The 18847-nt window shown below is 74.4% G+C and carries 22 protein-coding genes; 16 read left to right on the top strand and 6 right to left on the bottom strand.

Translation table 11 applies throughout. The annotated features are described in order from the left end of the window. Positions 1-11: 11 nt before the first annotated feature. Positions 12-431: a Rieske (2Fe-2S) protein gene (locus tag AB0E19_RS27770; protein ID WP_362184917.1), complete on the bottom strand. Its 420-nt coding sequence runs from the start codon at positions 429-431 to the stop codon at positions 12-14. Positions 432-609: 178 nt separating this feature from the next. Here AB0E19_RS27770 and AB0E19_RS27775 point away from each other — a divergent pair, with 178 nt between their 5' ends. Together AB0E19_RS27775 and lepB are read left to right on the top strand one after the other, a co-directional pair. Further along, the gene (locus AB0E19_RS27775; protein WP_362184918.1) at positions 610-1755 is read left to right on the top strand and encodes an AraC family transcriptional regulator; all 1146 of its coding nucleotides are present in this window, start codon (positions 610-612) and stop codon (positions 1753-1755) included. Between the two features lie 115 nt (positions 1756-1870). Then, complete coding sequence (lepB, locus tag AB0E19_RS27780) at positions 1871-2479, top strand: signal peptidase I (RefSeq protein ID WP_362184919.1); 609 nt, start codon at positions 1871-1873, stop codon at positions 2477-2479. A 34-nt stretch (positions 2480-2513) separates the two neighbouring features. On the opposite strand, the gene AB0E19_RS27785 is transcribed toward lepB, so the two are convergent. Then, the gene (locus AB0E19_RS27785) at positions 2514-3131 is read right to left on the bottom strand and encodes a TetR family transcriptional regulator (protein WP_362184920.1); all 618 of its coding nucleotides are present in this window, start codon (positions 3129-3131) and stop codon (positions 2514-2516) included. Between the two features lie 208 nt (positions 3132-3339). On the opposite strand from AB0E19_RS27785, the gene AB0E19_RS27790 reads away from it, so the two are divergent. The 7 genes from AB0E19_RS27790 to AB0E19_RS27820 all read left to right on the top strand — a co-directional run bounded on the left by AB0E19_RS27790 (position 3340) and on the right by AB0E19_RS27820 (position 7937). Then, the gene (locus AB0E19_RS27790; protein WP_362184921.1) at positions 3340-4020 is read left to right on the top strand and encodes a DUF6230 family protein; all 681 of its coding nucleotides are present in this window, start codon (positions 3340-3342) and stop codon (positions 4018-4020) included. A gap of 140 nt (positions 4021-4160) precedes the next feature. Next, the gene (locus AB0E19_RS27795; RefSeq protein ID WP_362184922.1) at positions 4161-4682 is read left to right on the top strand and encodes a DUF6114 domain-containing protein; all 522 of its coding nucleotides are present in this window, start codon (positions 4161-4163) and stop codon (positions 4680-4682) included. Beyond that, positions 4679-5464, top strand: a complete 786-nt coding sequence (locus AB0E19_RS27800; RefSeq protein WP_362184923.1) for a DUF6230 family protein — start codon at positions 4679-4681, stop codon at positions 5462-5464. The genes AB0E19_RS27795 and AB0E19_RS27800 overlap by 4 nt, the downstream gene beginning before the upstream one ends. Beyond that, on the top strand, positions 5458-5874 hold the full coding sequence (locus tag AB0E19_RS27805; protein WP_362184924.1) for a DUF6114 domain-containing protein: 417 nt from the start codon (positions 5458-5460) through the stop codon (positions 5872-5874). Before AB0E19_RS27800 ends, AB0E19_RS27805 begins: the two co-directional genes overlap by 7 nt. After that, complete coding sequence (locus AB0E19_RS27810) at positions 5871-6500, top strand: hypothetical protein (RefSeq protein ID WP_362184925.1); 630 nt, start codon at positions 5871-5873, stop codon at positions 6498-6500. Before AB0E19_RS27805 ends, AB0E19_RS27810 begins: the two co-directional genes overlap by 4 nt. Further along, positions 6497-7201, top strand: coding sequence for a DUF6230 family protein (locus AB0E19_RS27815; RefSeq protein WP_362184926.1), 705 nt, complete (start codon positions 6497-6499; stop codon positions 7199-7201). Before AB0E19_RS27810 ends, AB0E19_RS27815 begins: the two co-directional genes overlap by 4 nt. A 76-nt stretch (positions 7202-7277) precedes the next feature. Next, the gene (locus tag AB0E19_RS27820) at positions 7278-7937 is read left to right on the top strand and encodes a GPP34 family phosphoprotein (RefSeq protein WP_362184927.1); all 660 of its coding nucleotides are present in this window, start codon (positions 7278-7280) and stop codon (positions 7935-7937) included. A 22-nt stretch (positions 7938-7959) separates the two neighbouring features. Here the strand turns inward: AB0E19_RS27820 and AB0E19_RS27825 are convergent, their stop codons facing one another. Both AB0E19_RS27825 and AB0E19_RS27830 read right to left on the bottom strand, forming a co-directional pair. Further along, positions 7960-10425 (bottom strand): helix-turn-helix transcriptional regulator, encoded by a 2466-nt coding sequence (locus AB0E19_RS27825; RefSeq protein ID WP_362184928.1) that lies wholly within the window; start codon positions 10423-10425, stop codon positions 7960-7962. A gap of 117 nt (positions 10426-10542) precedes the next feature. Further along, positions 10543-11421 (bottom strand): dienelactone hydrolase family protein, encoded by an 879-nt coding sequence (locus AB0E19_RS27830; RefSeq protein ID WP_362184929.1) that lies wholly within the window; start codon positions 11419-11421, stop codon positions 10543-10545. Between the two features lie 259 nt (positions 11422-11680). On the opposite strand from AB0E19_RS27830, the gene AB0E19_RS27835 reads away from it, so the two are divergent. The 7 genes from AB0E19_RS27835 to AB0E19_RS27865 all read left to right on the top strand — a co-directional run bounded on the left by AB0E19_RS27835 (position 11681) and on the right by AB0E19_RS27865 (position 17674). Further along, on the top strand, positions 11681-12520 hold the full coding sequence (locus AB0E19_RS27835; protein ID WP_362184930.1) for a HipA family kinase: 840 nt from the start codon (positions 11681-11683) through the stop codon (positions 12518-12520). Next, positions 12517-12900 carry a DUF3037 domain-containing protein gene (locus tag AB0E19_RS27840; protein WP_360606882.1) on the top strand — a complete coding sequence of 128 codons (384 nt, stop codon included), beginning with the start codon at positions 12517-12519 and terminating at the stop codon, positions 12898-12900. Before AB0E19_RS27835 ends, AB0E19_RS27840 begins: the two co-directional genes overlap by 4 nt. 166 nt (positions 12901-13066) lie before the next feature. After that, the gene (gene fabG / locus AB0E19_RS27845; protein ID WP_189947116.1) at positions 13067-13828 is read left to right on the top strand and encodes a 3-oxoacyl-ACP reductase FabG; all 762 of its coding nucleotides are present in this window, start codon (positions 13067-13069) and stop codon (positions 13826-13828) included. A 29-nt stretch (positions 13829-13857) separates the two neighbouring features. Further along, on the top strand, positions 13858-14625 hold the full coding sequence (locus tag AB0E19_RS27850) for an SDR family oxidoreductase (protein ID WP_360606880.1): 768 nt from the start codon (positions 13858-13860) through the stop codon (positions 14623-14625). 149 nt (positions 14626-14774) lie between these two features. Then, entirely contained in the window at positions 14775-16355 is a 1581-nt protein-coding gene (locus AB0E19_RS27855; RefSeq protein WP_362184931.1) for an ABC transporter substrate-binding protein, read from the top strand. Positions 16356-16445: 90 nt separating this feature from the next. Further along, the gene (ung, locus tag AB0E19_RS27860; protein ID WP_362184932.1) at positions 16446-17129 is read left to right on the top strand and encodes a uracil-DNA glycosylase; all 684 of its coding nucleotides are present in this window, start codon (positions 16446-16448) and stop codon (positions 17127-17129) included. 71 nt (positions 17130-17200) lie between these two features. After that, positions 17201-17674: a hypothetical protein gene (locus tag AB0E19_RS27865; RefSeq protein ID WP_362184933.1), complete on the top strand. Its 474-nt coding sequence runs from the start codon at positions 17201-17203 to the stop codon at positions 17672-17674. Positions 17675-17693: 19 nt separating this feature from the next. Here the strand turns inward: AB0E19_RS27865 and AB0E19_RS27870 are convergent, their stop codons facing one another. Together AB0E19_RS27870 and AB0E19_RS27875 are read right to left on the bottom strand one after the other, a co-directional pair. Further along, on the bottom strand, positions 17694-18218 hold the full coding sequence (locus AB0E19_RS27870; RefSeq protein ID WP_362184934.1) for a hypothetical protein: 525 nt from the start codon (positions 18216-18218) through the stop codon (positions 17694-17696). A 99-nt stretch (positions 18219-18317) separates the two neighbouring features. Then, entirely contained in the window at positions 18318-18845 is a 528-nt protein-coding gene (locus AB0E19_RS27875) for a DinB family protein (RefSeq protein WP_362184935.1), read from the bottom strand. Between the last annotated feature and the right edge of the window lie 2 nt (positions 18846-18847).

Raw genomic sequence — 18847 nt, forward strand, 5'->3', positions numbered from 1 at the left:
GGTGGCGAGGGTCAGCCGAAGGAGATGTCCTCGCCCTTCACCTCGATCGGCTCCGGCGGCAGTGACGACGTCGCCGGACCCCCCTTCACGCTGCCGTCCGAGATGTCGAACCTGCTCTGATGGCACGGGCAGACGATCACGCCGTCCTTCACCTCGCTCACCGCGCACCCCGCGTGCGTGCACTTCGACGAGAAGGCCTTGAACTCCCCGGCCTTCGGCTGGGTGATGACGACCCCCTTGCCGGCCAGGACCTTGCCGCCGCCCACCGGGATCTCCCCGGTCTTCGCGAGCGGACCCTCCGGGGCGCCGTCCGCGCCGCCCGTGCCGGTGTCGCCCTCGGCGTTCGTGCCCCCGCCGCAGGCGGTCAGCGCCGCCGCCGCGAGTCCCGCCCCGCCGGCCGCGACCACGGTCCGCCGTGCCACTCCGCTCATGCCTGCCCCTCTCGATGCACCGCTGGAGTCTTCCGGAAGCGACGGTAGACGGAGTTCCTGTGACGTAGGCCCCGTTCGGCGCAGACTCCCTCCGGTCGCCTTACAGTCCGCATTAGAGTGTCCGAACCTGGACAACCACCGGGCGAAGTGTCAAACGCGTCGAACGGAGGCGACGGGCATGCGGACGGGATCGGTCAGCGCCCATCACGTACGGGCCGTGGCCCTGGCCGCCGAGCGGCGCGGGATGGACGCCGGACCGCTGCTCGCGCGCGCGGGGCTGTCGCCCGCGCTGCTCACCGGCCTCCCGCCCGACCGGGTGCCCTCCGCGCGCTTCGGGCGGCTGGTCCGGCTGCTCTGGGCGAGCCTCGACGACGAGCTGCTCGGCTTCGGCGGCGCACCCACCAAGGTCGGCGCCTTCGCGATGATGGGCCACCTCGTCGTCCACGGCAGCCGCGACCTGCGCGAGGCCCTGCACCGGGCCCGGACCTTCTACTCCCTCCTCCCCGGCGGGCCGAGCTTCCGACTCGTCGAACCGGCGGCGCCGAAGGGGACGGACGACAGGGAGGGCGACAGGGAGGGCGACAGGGAGGACGGGCCGGAGCGCCACGGCCCCGACGAGGTCCGGCTCGAATTCGACGTCTCCGGTTACGACGACCCCCTGCACTTCGGCGCCGAGGCCACCGTCCTCGTCGCCCACCGCTTCGCCGGCTGGCTGATCCGCCGCCGGATCGGGCTGCGCCGGGTCGAGTTCGCCCACGCCGAGCCCCGCCACTCCGCCGAGTACGCCCTGCTGTTCGGCGCCCCCTGCGTCTTCGGCGCCGGGCGCACCGCCGCCGTCTTCGACCGCGCCGACCTCGACGAGCCCGTGCTGCGCGACGCGGCGGCGCTCCGGGACTTCCTGCGCCGCGCCCCCGACGGCGTGCTGGCCTGCTCGGAATGGGGGAGCACCGTCACCGGGCGGGTGCGCCACCTCATCGGGCGGGCGCTGCCGGCCGGGCCCGTGCCCACCCCGGAGGAGCTGGCCGAGCGGCTCTCGGTCAGCCCGCAGACCCTCCGCCGGCAACTGGCCGCCGAGGGCACCACGTACCAGCGGCTGCGCGACCAGGTGCGCCGGGATCACGCCATCGCGGAGCTCACCGCGGGGCGGGTCTCCATCGAGCGGCTCTCGCGGCGGCTCGGCTTCTCCGAACCCAGCGCCTTCCACCGGGCGTTCCGCCGCTGGACCGGCGAGACCCCGCGCGCCTACCAGGTCCGCGACCGGGACGCCGGACCGGGGCCCGGACCTGCGCCCCCGCCCTTGTTGACGCGCGGTCAACAAGCCTGAGCGGTACGGTCACAGCCGCCGCCCGCCGCCCGGCCTACCGTCCCGGCATGACCGAATTCGACCGGTCCGGGGCCGTACCGCACCCCGGCCGACACGGCGGCCGAAGGGGCCGCCGATGAGGGCGGGGCGCATCCTCGGCGCCGTCCTCGGGACCGGCGCCCTGCTCTGTCTGCTCGCGGGAGTGGCCGTGACCGCCCTCGGCGTCCGGGTCGACGGGTCCAGCATGGACCCGACCCTCCGCCCGGGCGACCGGATCCTCGTCTCGCCGGGCTCGGAGGGCCGGGTGGACCGCTTCGACGTGGTCCTGCTGCGCGGCGGCCGGCAGGACTCCCTCATGGTGAAACGGGTGATCGGCCTGCCCGGCGACCGGGTGGCGATCGTGTCGACCGGCGCGGACCCCTTCCAGGTCCTCCTCCAGGAGGGCGGCAGGGGGCCCGTACGCCGGGTGGCCGCCGCCCAGTGGACCGGCCGCGCCCACCGCGCGGGCGCCTGCTGCTCGGCGGAGGGCACCCGGTCGGCGCGCCCGGAGCTGCGGACCGTGCCCGAGGGCGGCTTCTTCTACCTGGGCGACAACCCCGACCTCTCGGACGACTCCCGGCAGTACGGCTGGGGCGCGATCGACCGGGTGGAGGGGCGGGTCGGGCTGCGCGCCTACCCCGTCACCGGCGCGCCGGGGCTCGGCAACCGGCCCGTCCTGGAGGAGTACGGGGGGCCGCCGCCGTAGGAGAGGGGCCGGGGCCGCGGGGGAGGCGGCGGGTTCAGGCGCGGGCGGTGACCGTCGGCAGGCGTTCCCGGCCGGTGCTGAGGGCGACCCGCACCGTCGTGTCGGCGATGCGGCGGGCCGACTCCTCGGGGGAGGCGGCGGCCTGCACGACGTGACTCGCCGTCAGGCGGACCGCCGTGTCGACCGCCAGGTCCCGCGCGACCGGGTCGATCGAGGGCCAGGTCTCCGCCGCGTACGTCACCGCCATCGTCGTCGCCAGCTCGAACGCGGCGGCGGAACGGGTCGTCAGATAGGGGAGGAGGCCGCCCTCGCCGGTGCTCGTCAGCATCGCCCGGATCAGCGGATTGCGGCGGGCCAGCGTCAGCGTGAAGCCGACGGCGGCCTCCACGGCCGCGCGGAGGTCGTCCGGGTGGGCGTCGAGCCCCTGCTGGATGCCGACCAGGCAGCGCTCCAGCTCGCGCCGGAACAGCGCCTCGCCGACCGCCTCCTTGGAGGGGAACTCGGAGTACAGCGTCTGCCGGCTGACGCCCACGTCACTCGCGAGATGTGCCATGCGCAGCTTGTCGAAGCCGTGCTCCGCGACCCGCTCGAAGGCGGCGTCGAGGAGCCGTTCGCGCAGCAGTGTCCTGACCGTCTCCCTGAAGCGTGCCATCGCGCCAGCCTAGAGCAGCGCCGGAACCCCTCAGGGGGGTGACAGAACTGCCGAGTCCGTCCGCACTATTGACACAACTTCTCGTAGTGTCCAATTCTCGAACAGGCAGCCACAGAGTGTCCATCGCCCTCGGCCGCCGGCCCCGGGCGTACGGCTGTCCCCCATCCCACCCCGCGCCACCGCGCGGACCCACGGTTGGAGAACCCTCATGCAGAACGAGCCCAGAGGCGTCACCCGCTGGCGCAGATCGGCCTTCCTCGCCGTCCCCGCCTGCGCGGCGGTCGCGGCCATGGCCACCGCGATGGTCCAGGGCGCCCTCGCGGCGAACCTCTCCCTGACCAGCGTGCCGTTCACCCTCAGCTCCAAGACGGTGGCGGCCCCGCAGGGCATCGGCGCGGTCATGCACACCATCGACGCCGGCGGCCCCAAGGGCGCCGCGCAGGTCGGCATCGCCAAGGCCGGTCTCGACGGGATCTGCGTCCACGCCACCCAGTCGGTCGCCCTCCCGGTGATCGGCAGCCTCGGCACCTGGTCGCTCAACATCTCCTCGCCCGCCGCCGCGACCCCGCTCACCAGCGACCAGCTGGCCAACGGCGCCGGACTCCAGGCCAACAAGCTCATCCTCGACGCCCAGGCGCTCAAGGCGGCCACCGCCACCCTGAACGCCGGCGACGCCACCCCGAACGTCATCGGCGCCGCGGCCGACGGCGCCGGGATCAAGTCCACCGGCATCCAGGACGGCGCCGCGGGCCAGTTCGGCCTCGACGCCACCGGCGGCCGCACCGACATCAGCAACCTGAACGCCGACGCGAACGGTGCCACGATCGCCGGGGCCATCACGCTCCCCGACCTCGCGATCGCCATCAAGCACGGCGACACGGGCTGCTGACACCCCCTCCGCACCCCATGAGCACCACCGCACCACGGCACCACCGCACGACCCGGACCGGGACGGCGCGCCACCGCGGGGCGCGCCGCCCCGGACCGGCCCACCGCCCGCCCCTTCCGGACCGCCCCTGCGAGGCACCCGTGACCAGCACCGACCCGCCCGCCCCCGAGGCCCCCGAGCCGACGTCCGCCGGGGCCCCGGAGCCGCGCCCCTCCGCCCCGGCCCGCGCCCGCCAGGGCTTCCGCCGCTGGCGCCGCACCCGGCCGTTCTGGGCCGCGCTCTGGATGGCCCTCGGCGGCTTCGTGATCTTCTTCCTGCCGCTGGCGCCGCTGGGCCGGATCCTCCAGGTCGGCGTCGGCGGCATCGCCGGCATGGCGGGCGGCGTCGTCATCATGGCGATGGCCCTGCTCGTCCTCGCCCTGCCGGGCCAGCGCCACACCGCCGGCACCCTCGCCGTCATCGCCGGCGTCGCCTCGTTCCCCCTCTCCAACCTCGGCGGCCTCTTCGTCGGCATGGGCCTCTCCGTCCTGGGCGGCGCCATGGCCTTCGCCTGGCTGCCCGAGAAGCCCGCCAAGCGCCCCGGCCGCCTGGCGCGCCGCCGTGACCGTGTCACCGACGGGACCCCCGCGTCCCCCGCATCCGTTGGGAGCGGCTCCGCATGAACCCCCTCCACGCAGCGCCCCGCACGACGGGCGGCCCGCTCGCCCGGCTCGGTGCCGAAGGCGTCCGCGCCGCCGCCGGCTGGAACGCCCGGATGCTCGCCGAGGCCGCCGACGGCACCCGCCGGGGCACCCGCTGGGGCCGCGGCGCCCTCGCCCTCGTCCCCTCCTGCCTCGCGATCGGCGCGCTCGGCGCGGCCCTCGCCCAGGGCGCCCTCGCCGCCAACTTCAGCGTCACCGGACAGCCGTTCACCCTCACCTCCAACGGCGTCTCCGGCAGCGGCTTCGGCGCCATCGTCAACACCCCCGCCGTGGGGCGCCCCGACGGCACCACGACCACCGACACCGCGATGGCGCGCGTCGGTTTCGCCAGCGCGGGCCTCGCCGGACTGTGCGGGATCGTCCACCAGTCGATCGCGGGCGTGCCCTACTCGCTCCTGCTCACCGGCGGCCAGACGGTGACCGCGACCCCGCCCACCGCCTTCACCACCGACATCGACGCCTCCAACCTCTACATCCAGGCCACCGAGCTGCAGGCCTACGGCCCCACCACCCTCCAGAACGCGGTCCTCGGCCAGTCCGCCGACCAGGTCACCGTCGCCGGCAAGCCGCTCACCGGCGCGCTCCCCGGCGGCTTCGGCCTCGGCTCGGCGGGCGGCGAGGGCGGCAGCTCCATCCGGCTGCACGGCCTCAACGCCACCGCGTACGACGCCGAGATGGCCGGCGCGCTGGTGCTGCCGAACCTGAAGCTGAGGGTCGTCGCCGGAACGGCCACCACATGCTGAGCCGGGCCCGCGCCGCGTACCGGTGGTTCCGGGCCTTCCGGCGCACCCGCCCCTTCTGGGGCGCGCTGTGGATGACGGCCGGCGGCTGGACCGTGCTCAAGTTCTCGCTCAGCTCCGTGCAGCTCATCGTCAGCACCGGCTTCGGCGGCGTCGCCGGCTACCTCGTCGGCGGCGGGATGATCCTCTGCGGGCTCATCCCGCTGGCCGCCCCCCGCCAGCGGTACACCTTCGGCCTCATCGGCTGCGTCCTCGCCGTGGTCTCCCTCGTCGTCTCCAACCTCGGCGGCTTCCTCCTCGGCATGGCCCTCGGGGTCCTCGGCGGCTCGATGATGGTCGGCTGGGGTGCCAAACGCCCGCGCGCAGCGGCGCGCGCCGCCACCGGAGCCGCACCCGAGGCGGTGGAGGCATGACGGCCGGGGCGGGCGTACGGGGGCGGCGCAAGGCGGTCGCCGTGGTGGCCGCGCTGCTGCTCGCCGTCGCCACCGCGCTCACCTCCGGCGGGCCGAGCAGCGCGGCCGGCCGCCCGCCCGCGGCCGTGGAACCGCTCGGCGTACCGTTCCTGCCCAGCCCGTACCCGCTCCGGGTGCGCATCGACAGCATGGTCGCCGTCTCCCTGACCGTCGAGAAGGGCGTCACCATCCGGCTCTCCGACGGCACCCCCGTCGTGACGAACAAGTACACCTTCACCAAGCTGAAGATCCGCTCCCACATGAACGTGACCCAGCGGGCCGACGGCCACACCCTCGTCATCGACGTGCCGAACGAGGGCTCGCTCGGCGGCTACGACAGTGCCGGCCGGCCGGAGACCACGACGATGTGGGGGAAGATCGACCGGGTCTGCGTCCGCGTGATCTTCCAGATCTGCGAGGTCCAGGGGCTGCTCGACTTCTTCGGCTCCCTCATCCCGCTCACGGCCGGCGCGGAGGAGTTCGAGGGCGAGATCTACGCCATCAGGACCGTCGACGACCACGCCGCCCTCGACTCCACCGACAACCCCGTCCACCTCCCCGGAACGATCACGGTGACCACGCCATGACCAGCTCCGCACCGCTCCGGCCCGAGGGCCGCACCCACTGGCGGCGCACCCTCGCCGTCGCCGTCCCCGCGCTCCTCGCCGCCGGCGGACTCGGCTCGGCGATGGCCACAGGGGCGCTCGCCGTCGGCCTGAGCGTCCAGGACCGGCCCGTCGACTTCACCACCAGCAGCCTGTACGGCACCCAGTACGGCGCCGCCGTCGTCGACCAGCAGGTCGTACGCCCCGACGGCACGACCGGCAGCGTGCGGGTGCTGCGGATGGGCTTCGCCGACGGGGTCCTCAACGGGCTCTGCCTCAGCCAGCGCCAGCAGATCGCGGGAGCCACGTACACCCTGCTGCTCACCCTCGGCGACGACGACCCCGGCTCCTGGGAGATCCGCACCCACAACACCGTCCTCGACCTGAGGAACGCCACCGGAGAGCTCGACATGGACGGCATCGTCGACCTCAACGTCAACGGCGCCGACGTCCGCACCGTGAAGGACGCCTCCGGCGCGTACCTGCCCAACCCCCTGGGCGCCCCGCAGCACCGCTTCGGCATCCAGGCCCGCTACGCCAAGTTCGACCGGATCACCGGCACCGCGCAGGACTTCCAGATCCCCGGACTGCTCACGACGCCCCGGCTCAAGCTCTCCGTGAAGTCCGGCGCGGTCGCCTGCCCCGCCCCCGCCGCGCCCACGGGGACGCCGGGCACGCCGTGAGGGCTCGACGGCCGGCGGGGGAGGTGGTAGTGATCGTGGCGGCCGCTCCGTCGTCGCCTCCGGGAGGAACCCTTTCATGACCACGGCGAAAGACCTGTTCATCCTTGCCATGGACCAGGATCCCGGACGCGCCGTGGGGCAGGGCGACCTCTCGCTCGCCCTCGCGGGAGCCGAACTGATCGATCTCCTCGGCGCGCAGGCCGTCACCGTCGACGACGACCGCGTCGTGCCCGGCGGATCCGCGGAGCCGGGCGACCGGCTCCTCGGCGAGGCCGTGGCCGGTCTCACCCGGCAGGCCCCGTACGAGCGGATCGAGGACTGGCTCTGGCGCCGCGGCCGCGACCTCTCGGCCGGTTACCAGACCGCCCTGGAGGAGGACGGCGAGCTGGCGCCGCAGCGCGGCGGCCGGATGCCCTTCGGCAGGAAGCGCGTGGAACCGCTCGACACGCCCGCCCGCCGCCGCGCGGCCGAGCGCTGGGAGGAGCGGGAGCCCGTCCTGACCGCCCTCGCCTCGGCCCTGGGCATCGGCGTCACCGCTCCCGCCCCCGCCGACGACGCGGACGAGGGCGAGGACGAGGGCGAGGTCGAGTTCGCCGTGATCGAGCCCGGCTTCGAGGACGAGGCGGTCACGGCCGTGGTGGCCGCCGTGCACGACGCGGTCATGGAACTGGAGGCCGTACGCCAGCGCCGCACCATCGAGGCCTCCGCCTTCGCCAACCTCTGGCGCGGCGTCTGAGCAGCCGCCGGGCCGGCCCTCCTCACTCCGCGCCCGCGCCAGGGCGGGGGAGGGCCGCCACCACGCCGGACAGCTGCACCCGCGACCGGATCTGCAGCCGGGCGTAGACGTTCCTCAGATGGTGGTCGATCGTGCGCGGGCTCAGCGTGAGCCGGTCCGCGATCTCCTGATTGGTCGCCCCCTGCGCCGCCAGGCGGGCGATCAGCTGCTGCTGCGGGGTGAGGACGGCGAGGGCGGCCGGGCCGGAGCCGCCCGAGCCCTCGACGCCGCCCGTCGCGCGCAGCTCCCAGCGGGCCCGCTCGGCCCAGCCGACGGCCGCGGCCCGTTCGAAGGTGACCAGGGCGTCGCGCAGCGGACCGCGCGCGTCGCCCGGCCTGCGCCGGCGCCGCAGCCAGGTCCCGTACGCGAGCAGCGTCCGGGCCCGCTCGAAGTCGTTGCCGCAGCCGTCGTGGTGCCGCACCGCCTCGCCGAACCAGTACGCCGTCCGCTCGTCCTCCGCCAGGAGCGCCCGGCAGCGCGCCAGTTGGGCCGGGGCCGCCCGGTCGAGGCCCTGCGCGGCCCAGCCGGCGTACTCCTCCGTCACCTCCCGGGCCTCCGCGCGGCGCCCCGAGGCGGCCGCGGCCTCGACGAAGCAGGGGGCCACCAGCATGCGGAGCGCGAAGTGCCCGCCCCGGGGCCCGGGGCGGACGAGCGGTGCCAGCCGGGCGGCCGCCTGGGCGGCGAGCCCGACGCCGAGCTCCGCCCGGGCGAGCGCCCACTCGGCGAGCGTCGCGGCCTGGACGAGCCCGTGCGCGCGGGCGGTCGCGAGGGCGGCCCCCGCGTGCTCGGCGACCCGCCGCCCGTCCTCCCCGAGGACCGAGGCCGCGAGGGCCAGCACGGCGTGCTGATGGGCCGCCGCATTGGGCTGGCCGGTCCGTCCGGCGGCCCGCAGCCCCTCCCGCGCGTGGCGCGCGGCCCGGCTGTACAGCCCCGCCCGCAGCTCGGCGTAGGCGAGGTGCTCCAGGGCGCGCGGGACCAGCGTCCCGCGGAGCTCCGCCCGGGCAAGGGCGAGCGCCCGGGCGTGGATCCGGGCCGCGGCGGCGGTGTCGCCCAGCACGAGGGCCGCCGAGCCCGCCCGCAGCAGGAGCCGCGGCTCGGCCTCCGCGCCGTCCCGGGCGACCACGCGGGCGAGCGGCGGCCGGGCCTCGGCGAGCCGTCCGCCGAGGGCCGCCCGCAGCCCGTCGGAGAAGTCGCGCTCCGGGCCCGCGGCGCCCCGCGCGCCGTCCAGCGCCGCCAGGCAGGCGGCGGCGTCACCGCCGGCCCAGGCCGCTTCCATCGCCAGGAAGAGCGCGTCGGCCGCCTCGGCCGGCGCCTCCTCCCGTAACAGCCGGCCCGCCTGGAGCAGCGCCTCGTGGGCCTCCCGCACCGGACCGCCGGCCGCCGCCGCCAGGCCTCGCAGGAGCAGGGCGCGGCCCGCGGCGAGCGTCCGCTCCGGGGTCGCCGGTTCGGCGCGGCGCCGCTCGCCCCAGGCGAGAGCCGGTCCGCCGTGTCCGGCGGCGGCCACGGCGGCGCGTTCGAGGAAGGGGTCGGCGAAGCGCAGGGCGGAGCCGGTGCGCCCGAGGAGCCCGCCGGCGACGAGACCGTCCAGGGCTCTGGCCGGCGTGCGTGCCGCCCGTGCCGCCGTCCGCACCGTCTCGGCGGCGGCCACGCCTCCGCCGGACCGGGTGGCCGCGGCCGCCAGGCAGAGCAGCCGGCGCGAGTCGACGGGCAGCGAGCGCAACAGCCCGCCGTACACCCGGCCCAGGACGTCGTCGTCGACGACGGGATCGGGCAGGGGCGCACGTCCGGAGAGCCGCTCGGCGTCCAGGCGCCGTACGGCCGCGACGAGCACCCCGGGATGCCCGGCCGTCTCGTGGAGGAGCCGCTCCCGCACGACGGCGGGCACCGGCACCGGGGACACCGCGTCGAGCAGGGCCCGGGCCGCGTCCGGCACCAGGCGGCCGAGGCGGACGCTCTCCGCCCCCGGCACCTCGGGCGGCCGGTGGTGCGCGGCCAGCGCCACGAGCCAGCCCGGTCCGGCCGGTTCGCGCCAGGCGGCGGCGAGCGCGGCCCGCGAGTGCGCGTCCCACGCGTGCAGGTCGTCCAGGCACACCAGCGCGCCGCGCCCGGACAGCAGCCCCGCGAGGGCCGCGCCGAGACCGGCCGGTCCGCGGGCCTCCCGCAGCGCCCGGCGGGCGGCCGGCGCCGACGGGGCCAGCGCGGCGAGGAGCGCCCGCACGCCGCTCCACGGCGCCCGGTGGCCCGGGGCGGCCACGCCGAAGGCGGCGCCGGGGAAGCCGCGGGCCGCGCGGGCCAGCAGCGCGGAGCGCCCGGTGCCGGGGTCGCCGGTGACGAGGAGCAGACCGCCGGAGCCGTCCGCGGCGCGGGCCGACAGCCTGGCCACGGCGGCGAGTGGGGCCCCGCACCCGTAGAGCTCCGGGCCTTCGGCGGAGGGCGTCGCTCCGATCACCCGGACCACGCTACCGACCCGTACCGGACCGTGGAAGGTCCCCGGGGCTGGGCACCGGCCCAGTCCCGGGGACCCCGTTCTGTGACCGCGCACAGGGCGCGCGGCGGCCGCCGCGGGTCAGGACCCGAGCGGGCAGCTGCCCCGGTACTCCTCGATCGTCAGGCTGGGCCGCGGCAGCGGGCACAGGAACTGCTCGTAGCGCACGTCGTCGTCGAGGAAGCGCTTGAGCCAGGAGACGCTGTACTTCGCGATCGTCGTGTCCGAGGTGTTCGGGGTGAAGTGCGTCGCGCCGTTGAGCTCCAGGTAGGCCTTGTCGAGGGTGTCCGGGAGGCTCTCGTAGAAGGGCTCCGAGTGGGTGGCGACCGGCGCGACGGTGTCGCCGTCCGCGCCGATGACGAGCGTGGGCGTGGAGATCTCCGGCCAGGTCTTGTCCGTGTTCCAGCCCGTCAGCGGGATGGCGGCCTTCAGGGACGGCCGGCTCTTCGCCGCTTCGAGGGTGCCTCCGCCGCCCATGGAGTGCCCCATCACGCCGAGCCGGCTCGCGTCGATCCGGTCGCGTACGGAGCTGCGCTGCGTCAGGTGGTCGAGGGCCGCGAGGAGCTGCCGCCCGCGGCTGTCCGGCTGGTCGAGCGTGGTGAGGGTGTCGATGGTGAACACCACGAACCCCTGCGACGCGAGGCGCGGCCCGAGCCAGGCGATCGACGACTGGTACGCGGTGAACCCCGGCGAGATCACCACCGCGCCGAAGGTGCCGTCGGCGGTCGACGTGGGGTAGTAGATGGTGCCGCCGCCGAAGCCGGTCGCGGCCAGCGAGGAGACGCCGGTCTGCGCCACGGCGTACGGCCCGCGCGGCGCCTCGATGCCGGACTGGGTCGGGGCGGGACCGCGCTCGTACGGATTCTCCGCCGCCGTCCCGGCGGCCTGGGCGCCGGGCGCGAGGAGCAGGGCGAAGCACGCGGACGCCGCGGCGGCGGGCAGGGAAAGGTGTCGTCTCACGACGAAGCCGTCCTCTCGTGTCGTGGGGCACCCGCCTCCGGCAGCGCCGGCCGGCGGGCCGTGTCCTGGCGGACGCCGCCACTGTCCAGCCGCCACGGCCCCGGGGCATCGGCGAAACCACCGGTCTCGGAGGGGCCGCCACCCGGCCGGTGCGTGTCCCTCGCCGACGATCACACCCGGTTACTATGCAAGCTTCATGCCGGTGGCCGACGAAGTCGACCGTTGATTTCGAGGCTGAAGAGATGGGTGGCCTGGGAAAGTGTTGGAAGAGGTCGTAGCGACCCGCTATGTCACGCCCCTGCGTGAAGGCGGCTCGCTCCCCGGGATCGTCGAGGCCGACGACCTCGGCACGTACGTCATGAAATTCACCGGCGCGGGACAGGGGCGCAAGACGCTCGTCGCGGAGGTGATCTGCGGGCAGCTCGCCCGGCGGCTCGGGCTGCGGGTGCCCGAGCTGGTCACCATCCAGCTCGATCCGGTCATCGGGCTCTCCGAGCCCGACCAGGAGGTGCAGGAGCTGCTCAAGGCGAGCGGCGGGCTCAACCTGGGCATGGACTTCCTGCCCGGCTCGCTGGGCTTCGACCCGCTGGCGTACGAGGTCGACCCGGCGGAGGCCGGGAAGGTCGTCTGGTTCGACGCGGTGATCAACAACGTCGACCGGTCCTGGCGCAATCCGAACATGCTCGTCTGGCACGGCGAGATCTGGCTCATCGACCACGGCGCCACCATGATCTGGCACCACAACTGGCCGGGCGCCGCCGCCTCGGCCGCCAAGCCGTACGACGCCTCCGACCACGCCCTCGCCCCCTTCGGCCCGGACGTCGCCGCGGCCGCCGCCGAGCTCGCGCCGCTCGTCACCCGGGAGCTGCTCGACGAGGTCGCCGCCGAGGTGCCCGACGAGTGGCTGGTCGACGAGCCCGGCTTCGACTCCACCGACGCCCTGCGCGCCGCGTACGTCGAGGCGCTGCTGCCCCGCGCCGCCACCATCCACGAGCGGATCACCCTCGGCCCGCGCACCGACCGCCGTCCGCAGCGGCCGCCCGGCTGGCTCGCCGAGCGCCTCGCCCCCCGCCCCGCCCAGAAGGACGCCACCCCGTGACCGACCGCGATGTCTTCGAGTACGCGCTGCTGCGCGTGGTGCCGCGCGTGGAGCGCGGCGAGTGCTTCAACGCGGGCGTGGTCGTCTACTGCCGCGCCCGGTCCTTCGTCGCCGCCCGCACCCACCTGGACGAGGCGAAGCTGGCCGCGCTCGACCCGGCGGCGGACGTCACCGGCGTCCGTGCCGCCCTGCGGGCCGTCGAGGGCGTCTGCCTCGGCGGCGAGGCGGCGGGGCAGGCCTCCGGGGACGACGCGGGGCGGCGCTTCCGGTGGCTGATCGCGCCGCGTTCCACGGTGGTGCAGCCGGGCCCGGTGCACACCGGCCTCACCGGGGACCCCGAGGCCGAGGTGGAACGCCTGCTCGACGTCCTCGTCCGTTAGGGGACGGCGCCCGTCCGCCGGGTGACGGCGGAGTGACGGGGTGCACCCGGTGGGCCGTTGACACCGGGTGCCAGGGCTTCTAGCGTCTCGTCCAGCGGTCGTACTAAGCGGTCGCTCATGTCCCGGCGGAGACCCGGGAACCCCCTGAGGGCGAGGAGAAGCAAGCATGTCCACCACCGAGCAGCGCGTAGCCGTCGTCACCGGTGCCGCACGGGGCATCGGCGCCGCCACCGCGATCCGCCTGGCGGCCGAGGGCCGCGCCGTCGCCGTCCTCGACCTGGACGAGGCGGCCTGCAAGGACACCGTCGAGAAGATCACCGCCGCCGGGGGCCGCGCCCTCGCGGTCGGCTGCGACGTCTCCGACGGCGCCCAGGTGGAGGCCGCGGTCGCCCGCGTCGCCGCCGAGCTCGGCGCGCCCACCATCCTCGTCAACAACGCCGGCGTGCTCCGCGACAACCTGCTCTTCAAGATGTCCGAGGCCGACTGGGACCTGGTCATGAACGTGCACCTCAAGGGCGCGTTCCTGATGGCGAAGGCCTGTCAGAAGCACATGGTGGACGCGGGCTTCGGCCGGATCGTCTCGCTCTCCTCCTCCTCGGCGCTCGGCAACCGCGGCCAGGCCAACTACGCGGCCGTCAAGGCCGGACTCCAGGGCTTCACCAAGACCCTCGCCAAGGAGCTCGGCAAGTTCGGCATCACCGCCAACGCGGTCGCCCCCGGCTTCATCGTCACCGAGATGACCGCCCAGACCGCCGAGCGGGTCGGCATGGGCTTCGAGGACTTCCAGGCGGCCGCCGCGTCGATGATCCCGGTCCAGCGCGTCGGCCGCCCCGAGGACGTCGCCAACGCCATCGCCTTCTTCGCGGGCGACGACGCCGGCTTCGTCTCCGGCCAGGTCATGTACGTGGCCGGCGGCCCACTCAACTGACTCCGGCGACAAGAGAGAAGGAGAGCGGGATGACCGCACAGCAGCCGCCGGAGCTCTCCGGCAGGGTCGCGCTCGTCACCGGCGCCAGCCGGGGCATCGGCTTCGGCATCGCCGAGGCGCTCGTCGCCCGGGGCGACCGGGTCGTCATCACCGGGCGCGGCGAGGAGGCCCTCAAGGAGGCCGTCGAGCGCCTGGGCGCCGACCGGGCCGTCGGTGTCGCGGGCAAGGCCCACGACACCGCCCACCAGGCCGCCGCCGTCGAGGCCGCGATGGACGCCTTCGGGCGTATCGACCACCTGGTGAACAACGCCGGCACGAATCCGGTCTTCGGCCCCATCGCCGATCTGGACCTGGACGTGGCCCGGAAGGTCTTCGAGACGAATGTGGTCTCGGCGCTCGGATTCGCGCAGCGGACCTGGCACGCGTGGCAGAAGGAGAACGGCGGCACGATCGTGAACATCGCCTCCGTCGCCGGAATCTCCGCCTCGCCCTTCATCGGCGCCTATGGCGTCAGCAAGGCCGCTCTGATCAACCTGACCCAGCAGCTGGCGCACGAATTCGCGCCGGTGGTCCGGGTGAACGCGATCGCCCCGGCCGTGGTGAAGACGAAATTCGCCCAGGCGCTGTACGAGGGCCGGGAGGCCGAGGCAGCCGCCGCGTACCCCATGGGCCGGCTCGGCGTGCCCGAGGACATCGGGGGCGCCGCGGCCTTCCTGACCTCGGACCAGTCGGGGTGGATCACCGGCCAGACCCTGGTCGTGGACGGCGGCATTTTCCTGAACGCCGGAGTCGGGTGACCGATTACCGGACACTTTCCGGAGTTTCCTGTCCGGATTGGCCCCGGTTATGTCTCGATCGTCTCAAGTGCCCCGCCGGGCTCGCCCATTGACCTGGCGGGGTACTGCGGTATCGTCGGCCGACCCCAGGCTGAACGAGGAGCGTGCACGTGTTCAACCGGACGAGTCTGCAGGCCGCTGCAGCCCTTGCGTCCATATCCCTGGTATCCGGATGCGGTGTTTTCTCGGATACCGAGTCCGCCGGGGAGCAGAGGATCACCATCGGGACGACGAGTTCTCCCACGACGCTCGATCCCGCGGCTTCCTGGGACAATTCCTGGGAGCTTTTCCGGAACGTCTACCAGACCCTGGTGAGCTTCCCCACGGGATCCAATTCTCCGAAGCCCGACGCGGCCGAATGCAAATTCGCCGACGCGTCCAGCCGGGTCTTCGAGTGCACGCTCTTCGAGGGTCTCAAGTTCTCCAACGGCCACAAGCTCGACGCCGAGGCCGTGCGCCACTCCATCGAGCGCATCCGCACCATCGACGCCGAGGGCGGCCCCAACGGCATGCTCGGCTCGCTCGCCTCCGTCGAGACGGTCGGCGACCGCACCGTCGTCTTCAAGCTGAACAAGGCCGACGCGACCTTCCCCTTCGTCCTCGCCACCCCCGCGATGTCGATCGTGGACCCGGCCGAGTACCCGGCCGACAAGCTCCGCGAGAAGGACGGCAAGATCGCGGGCTCCGGCCCGTACGTCCTCGACGCGTACGAGGTGGGCAAGCAGGCCGAGCTGACCCGCAACCCGAGCTACAAGGGCTTCGCCGACCGCAAGAACGGCGGCGTGACCATCAAGTACTTCGACGAGTCGGAGGCGATGGTCAAGGCCCTGCGCGACGAGCAGATCGACGCCACCTACCGCGGTCTGACCGCGGAGGAGGTCACCTCCCTGGAGTCGGACAGCGAGGAGAACAAGGGTCTCCAGCTCGTCGAGTCCACCGGCGCCGACATCCGCTACCTGGTCTTCAACACCGAGGACGAGTCGGTGGCGAACCCGGCCGTCCGCCAGGCCATCGCCCAGCTCGTCGACCGCGACCAGCTGGTCAGCAAGGTCTACCGCGGCACCGCCGAGCCGCTGTACTCGATGGTGCCCAAGGGCATCGCCGCCCACACCACCAAGTACTTCGACACCTACGGCCACCCGGACAAGAAGAAGGCCGCGAAGATCCTGCAGAAGGCCGGGATCACCGAGAAGGTCGAGCTGAGCTTCTGGTACACGACCGACCGGTACGGCTCCTCCACGGCCGCCGAGTTCGCCGAGCTGAAGCGCCAGCTGGAGGAGTCCGGCCTCTTCAAGGTCACCGTCCAGGGCAAGCCGTGGACCGAGTACCAGGCCGCCTACCAGCAGGGCGAGTACGCCGTCTTCGGGCGCGGCTGGTTCCCCGACTTCCCGGACCCGGACAACTTCATCGCGCCCTTCCTGGGCAAGAAGAACGTGCTCGGCACCCCCTACCTGAGCCCGCGCATCACCGACGAACTGCTGCCCAAGTCCCGCCGCGAGAGCGACCGGGGGGCCGTCACCGACGAGTTCGAGGAGGCCCAGGCGATCATGGTCGAGGACGTCCGGCTGCTGCCGCTGTGGCAGGGCAAGCTGTACATCGCCGCCCGCGAGGACATCGGCGGCGGCGAGCGCGCGCTCGACCCGCAGACCGTCATGCAGCTGTGGGAGCTGCACCGCCGGGCCAGCTGGTAGTCGGCGTACGGAGGGCCGCCGGGGCCCGTTGTCAGTGGGCCCCGGTAGGTTCCGTATCCGGAACTGCCGAACCACCGGAGGTTGTGGACCGTGACCGACATCAACATGCTGCCCGAGTCCTGGCGGGGCGTCCTCGGCGAGGAGCTGGACAAGCCGTACTTCGCCCAGCTCGCCGAGTTCGTCGAGCAGGAGCGGGCCGCCGGGCCGGTCTACCCGCCGAAGGACGAGGTCTTCGCGGCGCTGTCCGCCACCCCGTACGACCGGGTGAAGGTCCTGATCCTCGGTCAGGACCCGTACCACGGCGAGGGTCAGGGCCACGGCCTGTGCTTCTCCGTCCGCCCCGGCGTGAAGACGCCGCCGTCGCTGCGGAACATCTACAAGGAGATGCACGCCGAGCTCGGCCACCCGATCCCGGACAACGGCTATCTGATGCCGTGGGCCGAGCAGGGCGTCCTGCTGCTCAACGCGGTCCTCACCGTCCGCGCCGGCGAGGCGAACTCGCACAAGGGCAAGGGCTGGGAGAAGTTCACCGACGCCGTCATCACGGCCGTCGCCTCCCGCCCGGACCCGGCCGTCTTCGTCCTGTGGGGCAACTACGCCCAGAAGAAGCTGCCGCTCATCGACGAGGAGCGGCACATCGTGGTGAAGGGCGCCCACCCCTCGCCGCTGTCGGCGAAGAAGTTCTTCGGCTCCCAGCCGTTCACCCGGATCGACGCGGCCGTCGCCGCCCAGGGCCACGAGCCGATCGACTGGCGCATCCCCGACCTCGGCTGAGCCTCGGCGCGATCGGGGCCGTCGCCGGTTAGCGTCGGATCTCCACGCAGGGTGAGCGCCGGGAGGCCGCGGTGACCGAGCAGCAGCGGACGTCGGACGAGGGGGTCCTGACCAGGATCGGCCAGGCCAGGATGCTCCTCCACGGCGGAGACCGGGAAGAGGCGCGCAACCGCCTCGGGGCCCTGTGGCAGCAGCTCGGCCCCGACGGGGACCCCCTGCACCGCTGCACCCTCGCCCACTATCTGGCCGACACCCAGGACGACCCCGACACCGAGCTCGCCTGGGACCTGCGCGCCCTCAGCGCCGCCGAGGGCCTGGAGGACGGGCGGCTCGCCGCGCACGACTCGGCGGCCGCCCTGCGCGCCCTCTACCCCAAGCTCCACCTCGACCTCGCCGCGGACTACGCCAAGCTGAGCAGGCCGGACGCCGCGCGGGCCCACCTGGAGCGGGCCCGCGCCGCCTCGGACGCCCTCGACGACGACCGGTACGGCCAGGGGGTGCGGGCCGCCATCGACCGCCTCGACCGGCGGCTCCGCGAAGGCTGAGCCCGCGCCCCGTGCCGCCTCAGCGCTCGTACGCGCCCCGGCACAGCCCGCCGTGGACGCCGGCGGGGTCCAGGGCGGCGTACCGCTCGCCGAGCTCGCAGACGTCCTTCCCGGTGACCGGCGGCGCCTTCCGCAGCCGCTCGGCCAGCCGCTCCAGCTCCCGGACCTCCGGCGCGGCGGGCGGCGGCACCCGCGCCAGGTGCCCGGCGGTGGGCCGGGCGGCGGTGGGGGAGGGGGAGGAGGCCGCGGGGGGCGCGGTCGCGGTCCGGGACGGGGCCGCGTGCCCGGTGGTGCGACGGGTCTCGCCACGCGGCGCGGCCGCGCTCCGGGCCGGTGCCGGGAGCGCCGCTTCGAGGGCCTCCCGGGCCGGTCCCTGGAGGACGATCTGCGGCTCCACGTCCTGGGCGGGGCGTGCGGGGTCGGTGGCGGGCGCGGGGGACGGCGCGGGCGCCGGGGGCGGGCCGTCGACGGCGACGCACCCGGTCAGGGCGACGGCGACGGCGGCACCGGCCAGCAGCCGCGCGGGGGTTCGGGTTCCTTGCACCCGCGCCACTCTGCTGGTCCGGTGCCGGTCTTCGAACCCCTACCGGCGGGGAATGCCCCGCACGGGTGAGCGGCCGGTCACCCTCCTTGACCGGGCGGGTCAGTCGCCGGTGGCGCCGTCGATCCGTTCGCGCAGGAGGTCGGCGTGTCCGTTGTGCCGCGCGTACTCCTCGATCATGTGGAGGTAGATCCAGCGCAGGTTGAACAGTTCGCCGCTGCGGTGGACGCCGGCTCCGAGGTCGTCCAGGGACCGCTCGGCCGCGACCTCGCGGGCGTGGGCGATCTCGCCCTGCCAGGTGGCGTACGCCTCCGCGTAGGTGTCCTCCTCGGTGGCGTGGATGTCCCGGTCGTAGTCCTCGTCGGTGGCGTACAGCCAGCCGGTCTCCTCGCCGGCGAGGACCTTGCGGAACCAGCCGCGCTCGACCTCGGCCATGTGCCGGACGAGGCCGAGGAGGCTCAGGTCGGAGGGCGGGGCGGAGGTGGTGCGCACCTGCTCCTCGGTGAGGCCGGCGCACTTCGTCGCCAGGGTCGCACGGTGGTAGTCGAGCCACTGCTCCAGGGCCTGGCGCTCGTCCGCGGTGGTGGAGGGTACGACGCGCTCGGGTGCTGCCGTGTGATCGATGGTCATGC

It is taken from the genome of Streptomyces sp. NPDC047974, from assembly GCF_040653375.1.
Classification (GTDB): domain Bacteria; phylum Actinomycetota; class Actinomycetes; order Streptomycetales; family Streptomycetaceae; genus Streptomyces.

Excerpts from the sequence above, each read along its gene's own strand:
- AB0E19_RS27770 (WP_362184917.1), bottom strand. The coding sequence starts at position 431 with ATGAGCGGAGTGGCACGGCGGACCGTGGTCGCGGCCGGCGGGGCGGGA.
- AB0E19_RS27775 (WP_362184918.1), top strand. The coding sequence starts at position 610 with ATGCGGACGGGATCGGTCAGCGCCCATCACGTACGGGCCGTGGCCCTG.
- lepB (WP_362184919.1), top strand. The coding sequence starts at position 1,871 with ATGAGGGCGGGGCGCATCCTCGGCGCCGTCCTCGGGACCGGCGCCCTG.
- AB0E19_RS27785 (WP_362184920.1), bottom strand. The coding sequence starts at position 3,131 with ATGGCACGCTTCAGGGAGACGGTCAGGACACTGCTGCGCGAACGGCTC.
- AB0E19_RS27790 (WP_362184921.1), top strand. The coding sequence starts at position 3,340 with ATGCAGAACGAGCCCAGAGGCGTCACCCGCTGGCGCAGATCGGCCTTC.
- AB0E19_RS27800 (WP_362184923.1), top strand. The coding sequence starts at position 4,679 with ATGAACCCCCTCCACGCAGCGCCCCGCACGACGGGCGGCCCGCTCGCC.
- AB0E19_RS27805 (WP_362184924.1), top strand. The coding sequence starts at position 5,458 with ATGCTGAGCCGGGCCCGCGCCGCGTACCGGTGGTTCCGGGCCTTCCGG.
- AB0E19_RS27810 (WP_362184925.1), top strand. The coding sequence starts at position 5,871 with ATGACGGCCGGGGCGGGCGTACGGGGGCGGCGCAAGGCGGTCGCCGTG.
- AB0E19_RS27815 (WP_362184926.1), top strand. The coding sequence starts at position 6,497 with ATGACCAGCTCCGCACCGCTCCGGCCCGAGGGCCGCACCCACTGGCGG.
- AB0E19_RS27820 (WP_362184927.1), top strand. The coding sequence starts at position 7,278 with ATGACCACGGCGAAAGACCTGTTCATCCTTGCCATGGACCAGGATCCC.
- fabG (WP_189947116.1), top strand. The coding sequence starts at position 13,067 with ATGTCCACCACCGAGCAGCGCGTAGCCGTCGTCACCGGTGCCGCACGG.
- AB0E19_RS27850 (WP_360606880.1), top strand. The coding sequence starts at position 13,858 with ATGACCGCACAGCAGCCGCCGGAGCTCTCCGGCAGGGTCGCGCTCGTC.
- AB0E19_RS27875 (WP_362184935.1), bottom strand. The coding sequence starts at position 18,845 with ATGACCATCGATCACACGGCAGCACCCGAGCGCGTCGTACCCTCCACC.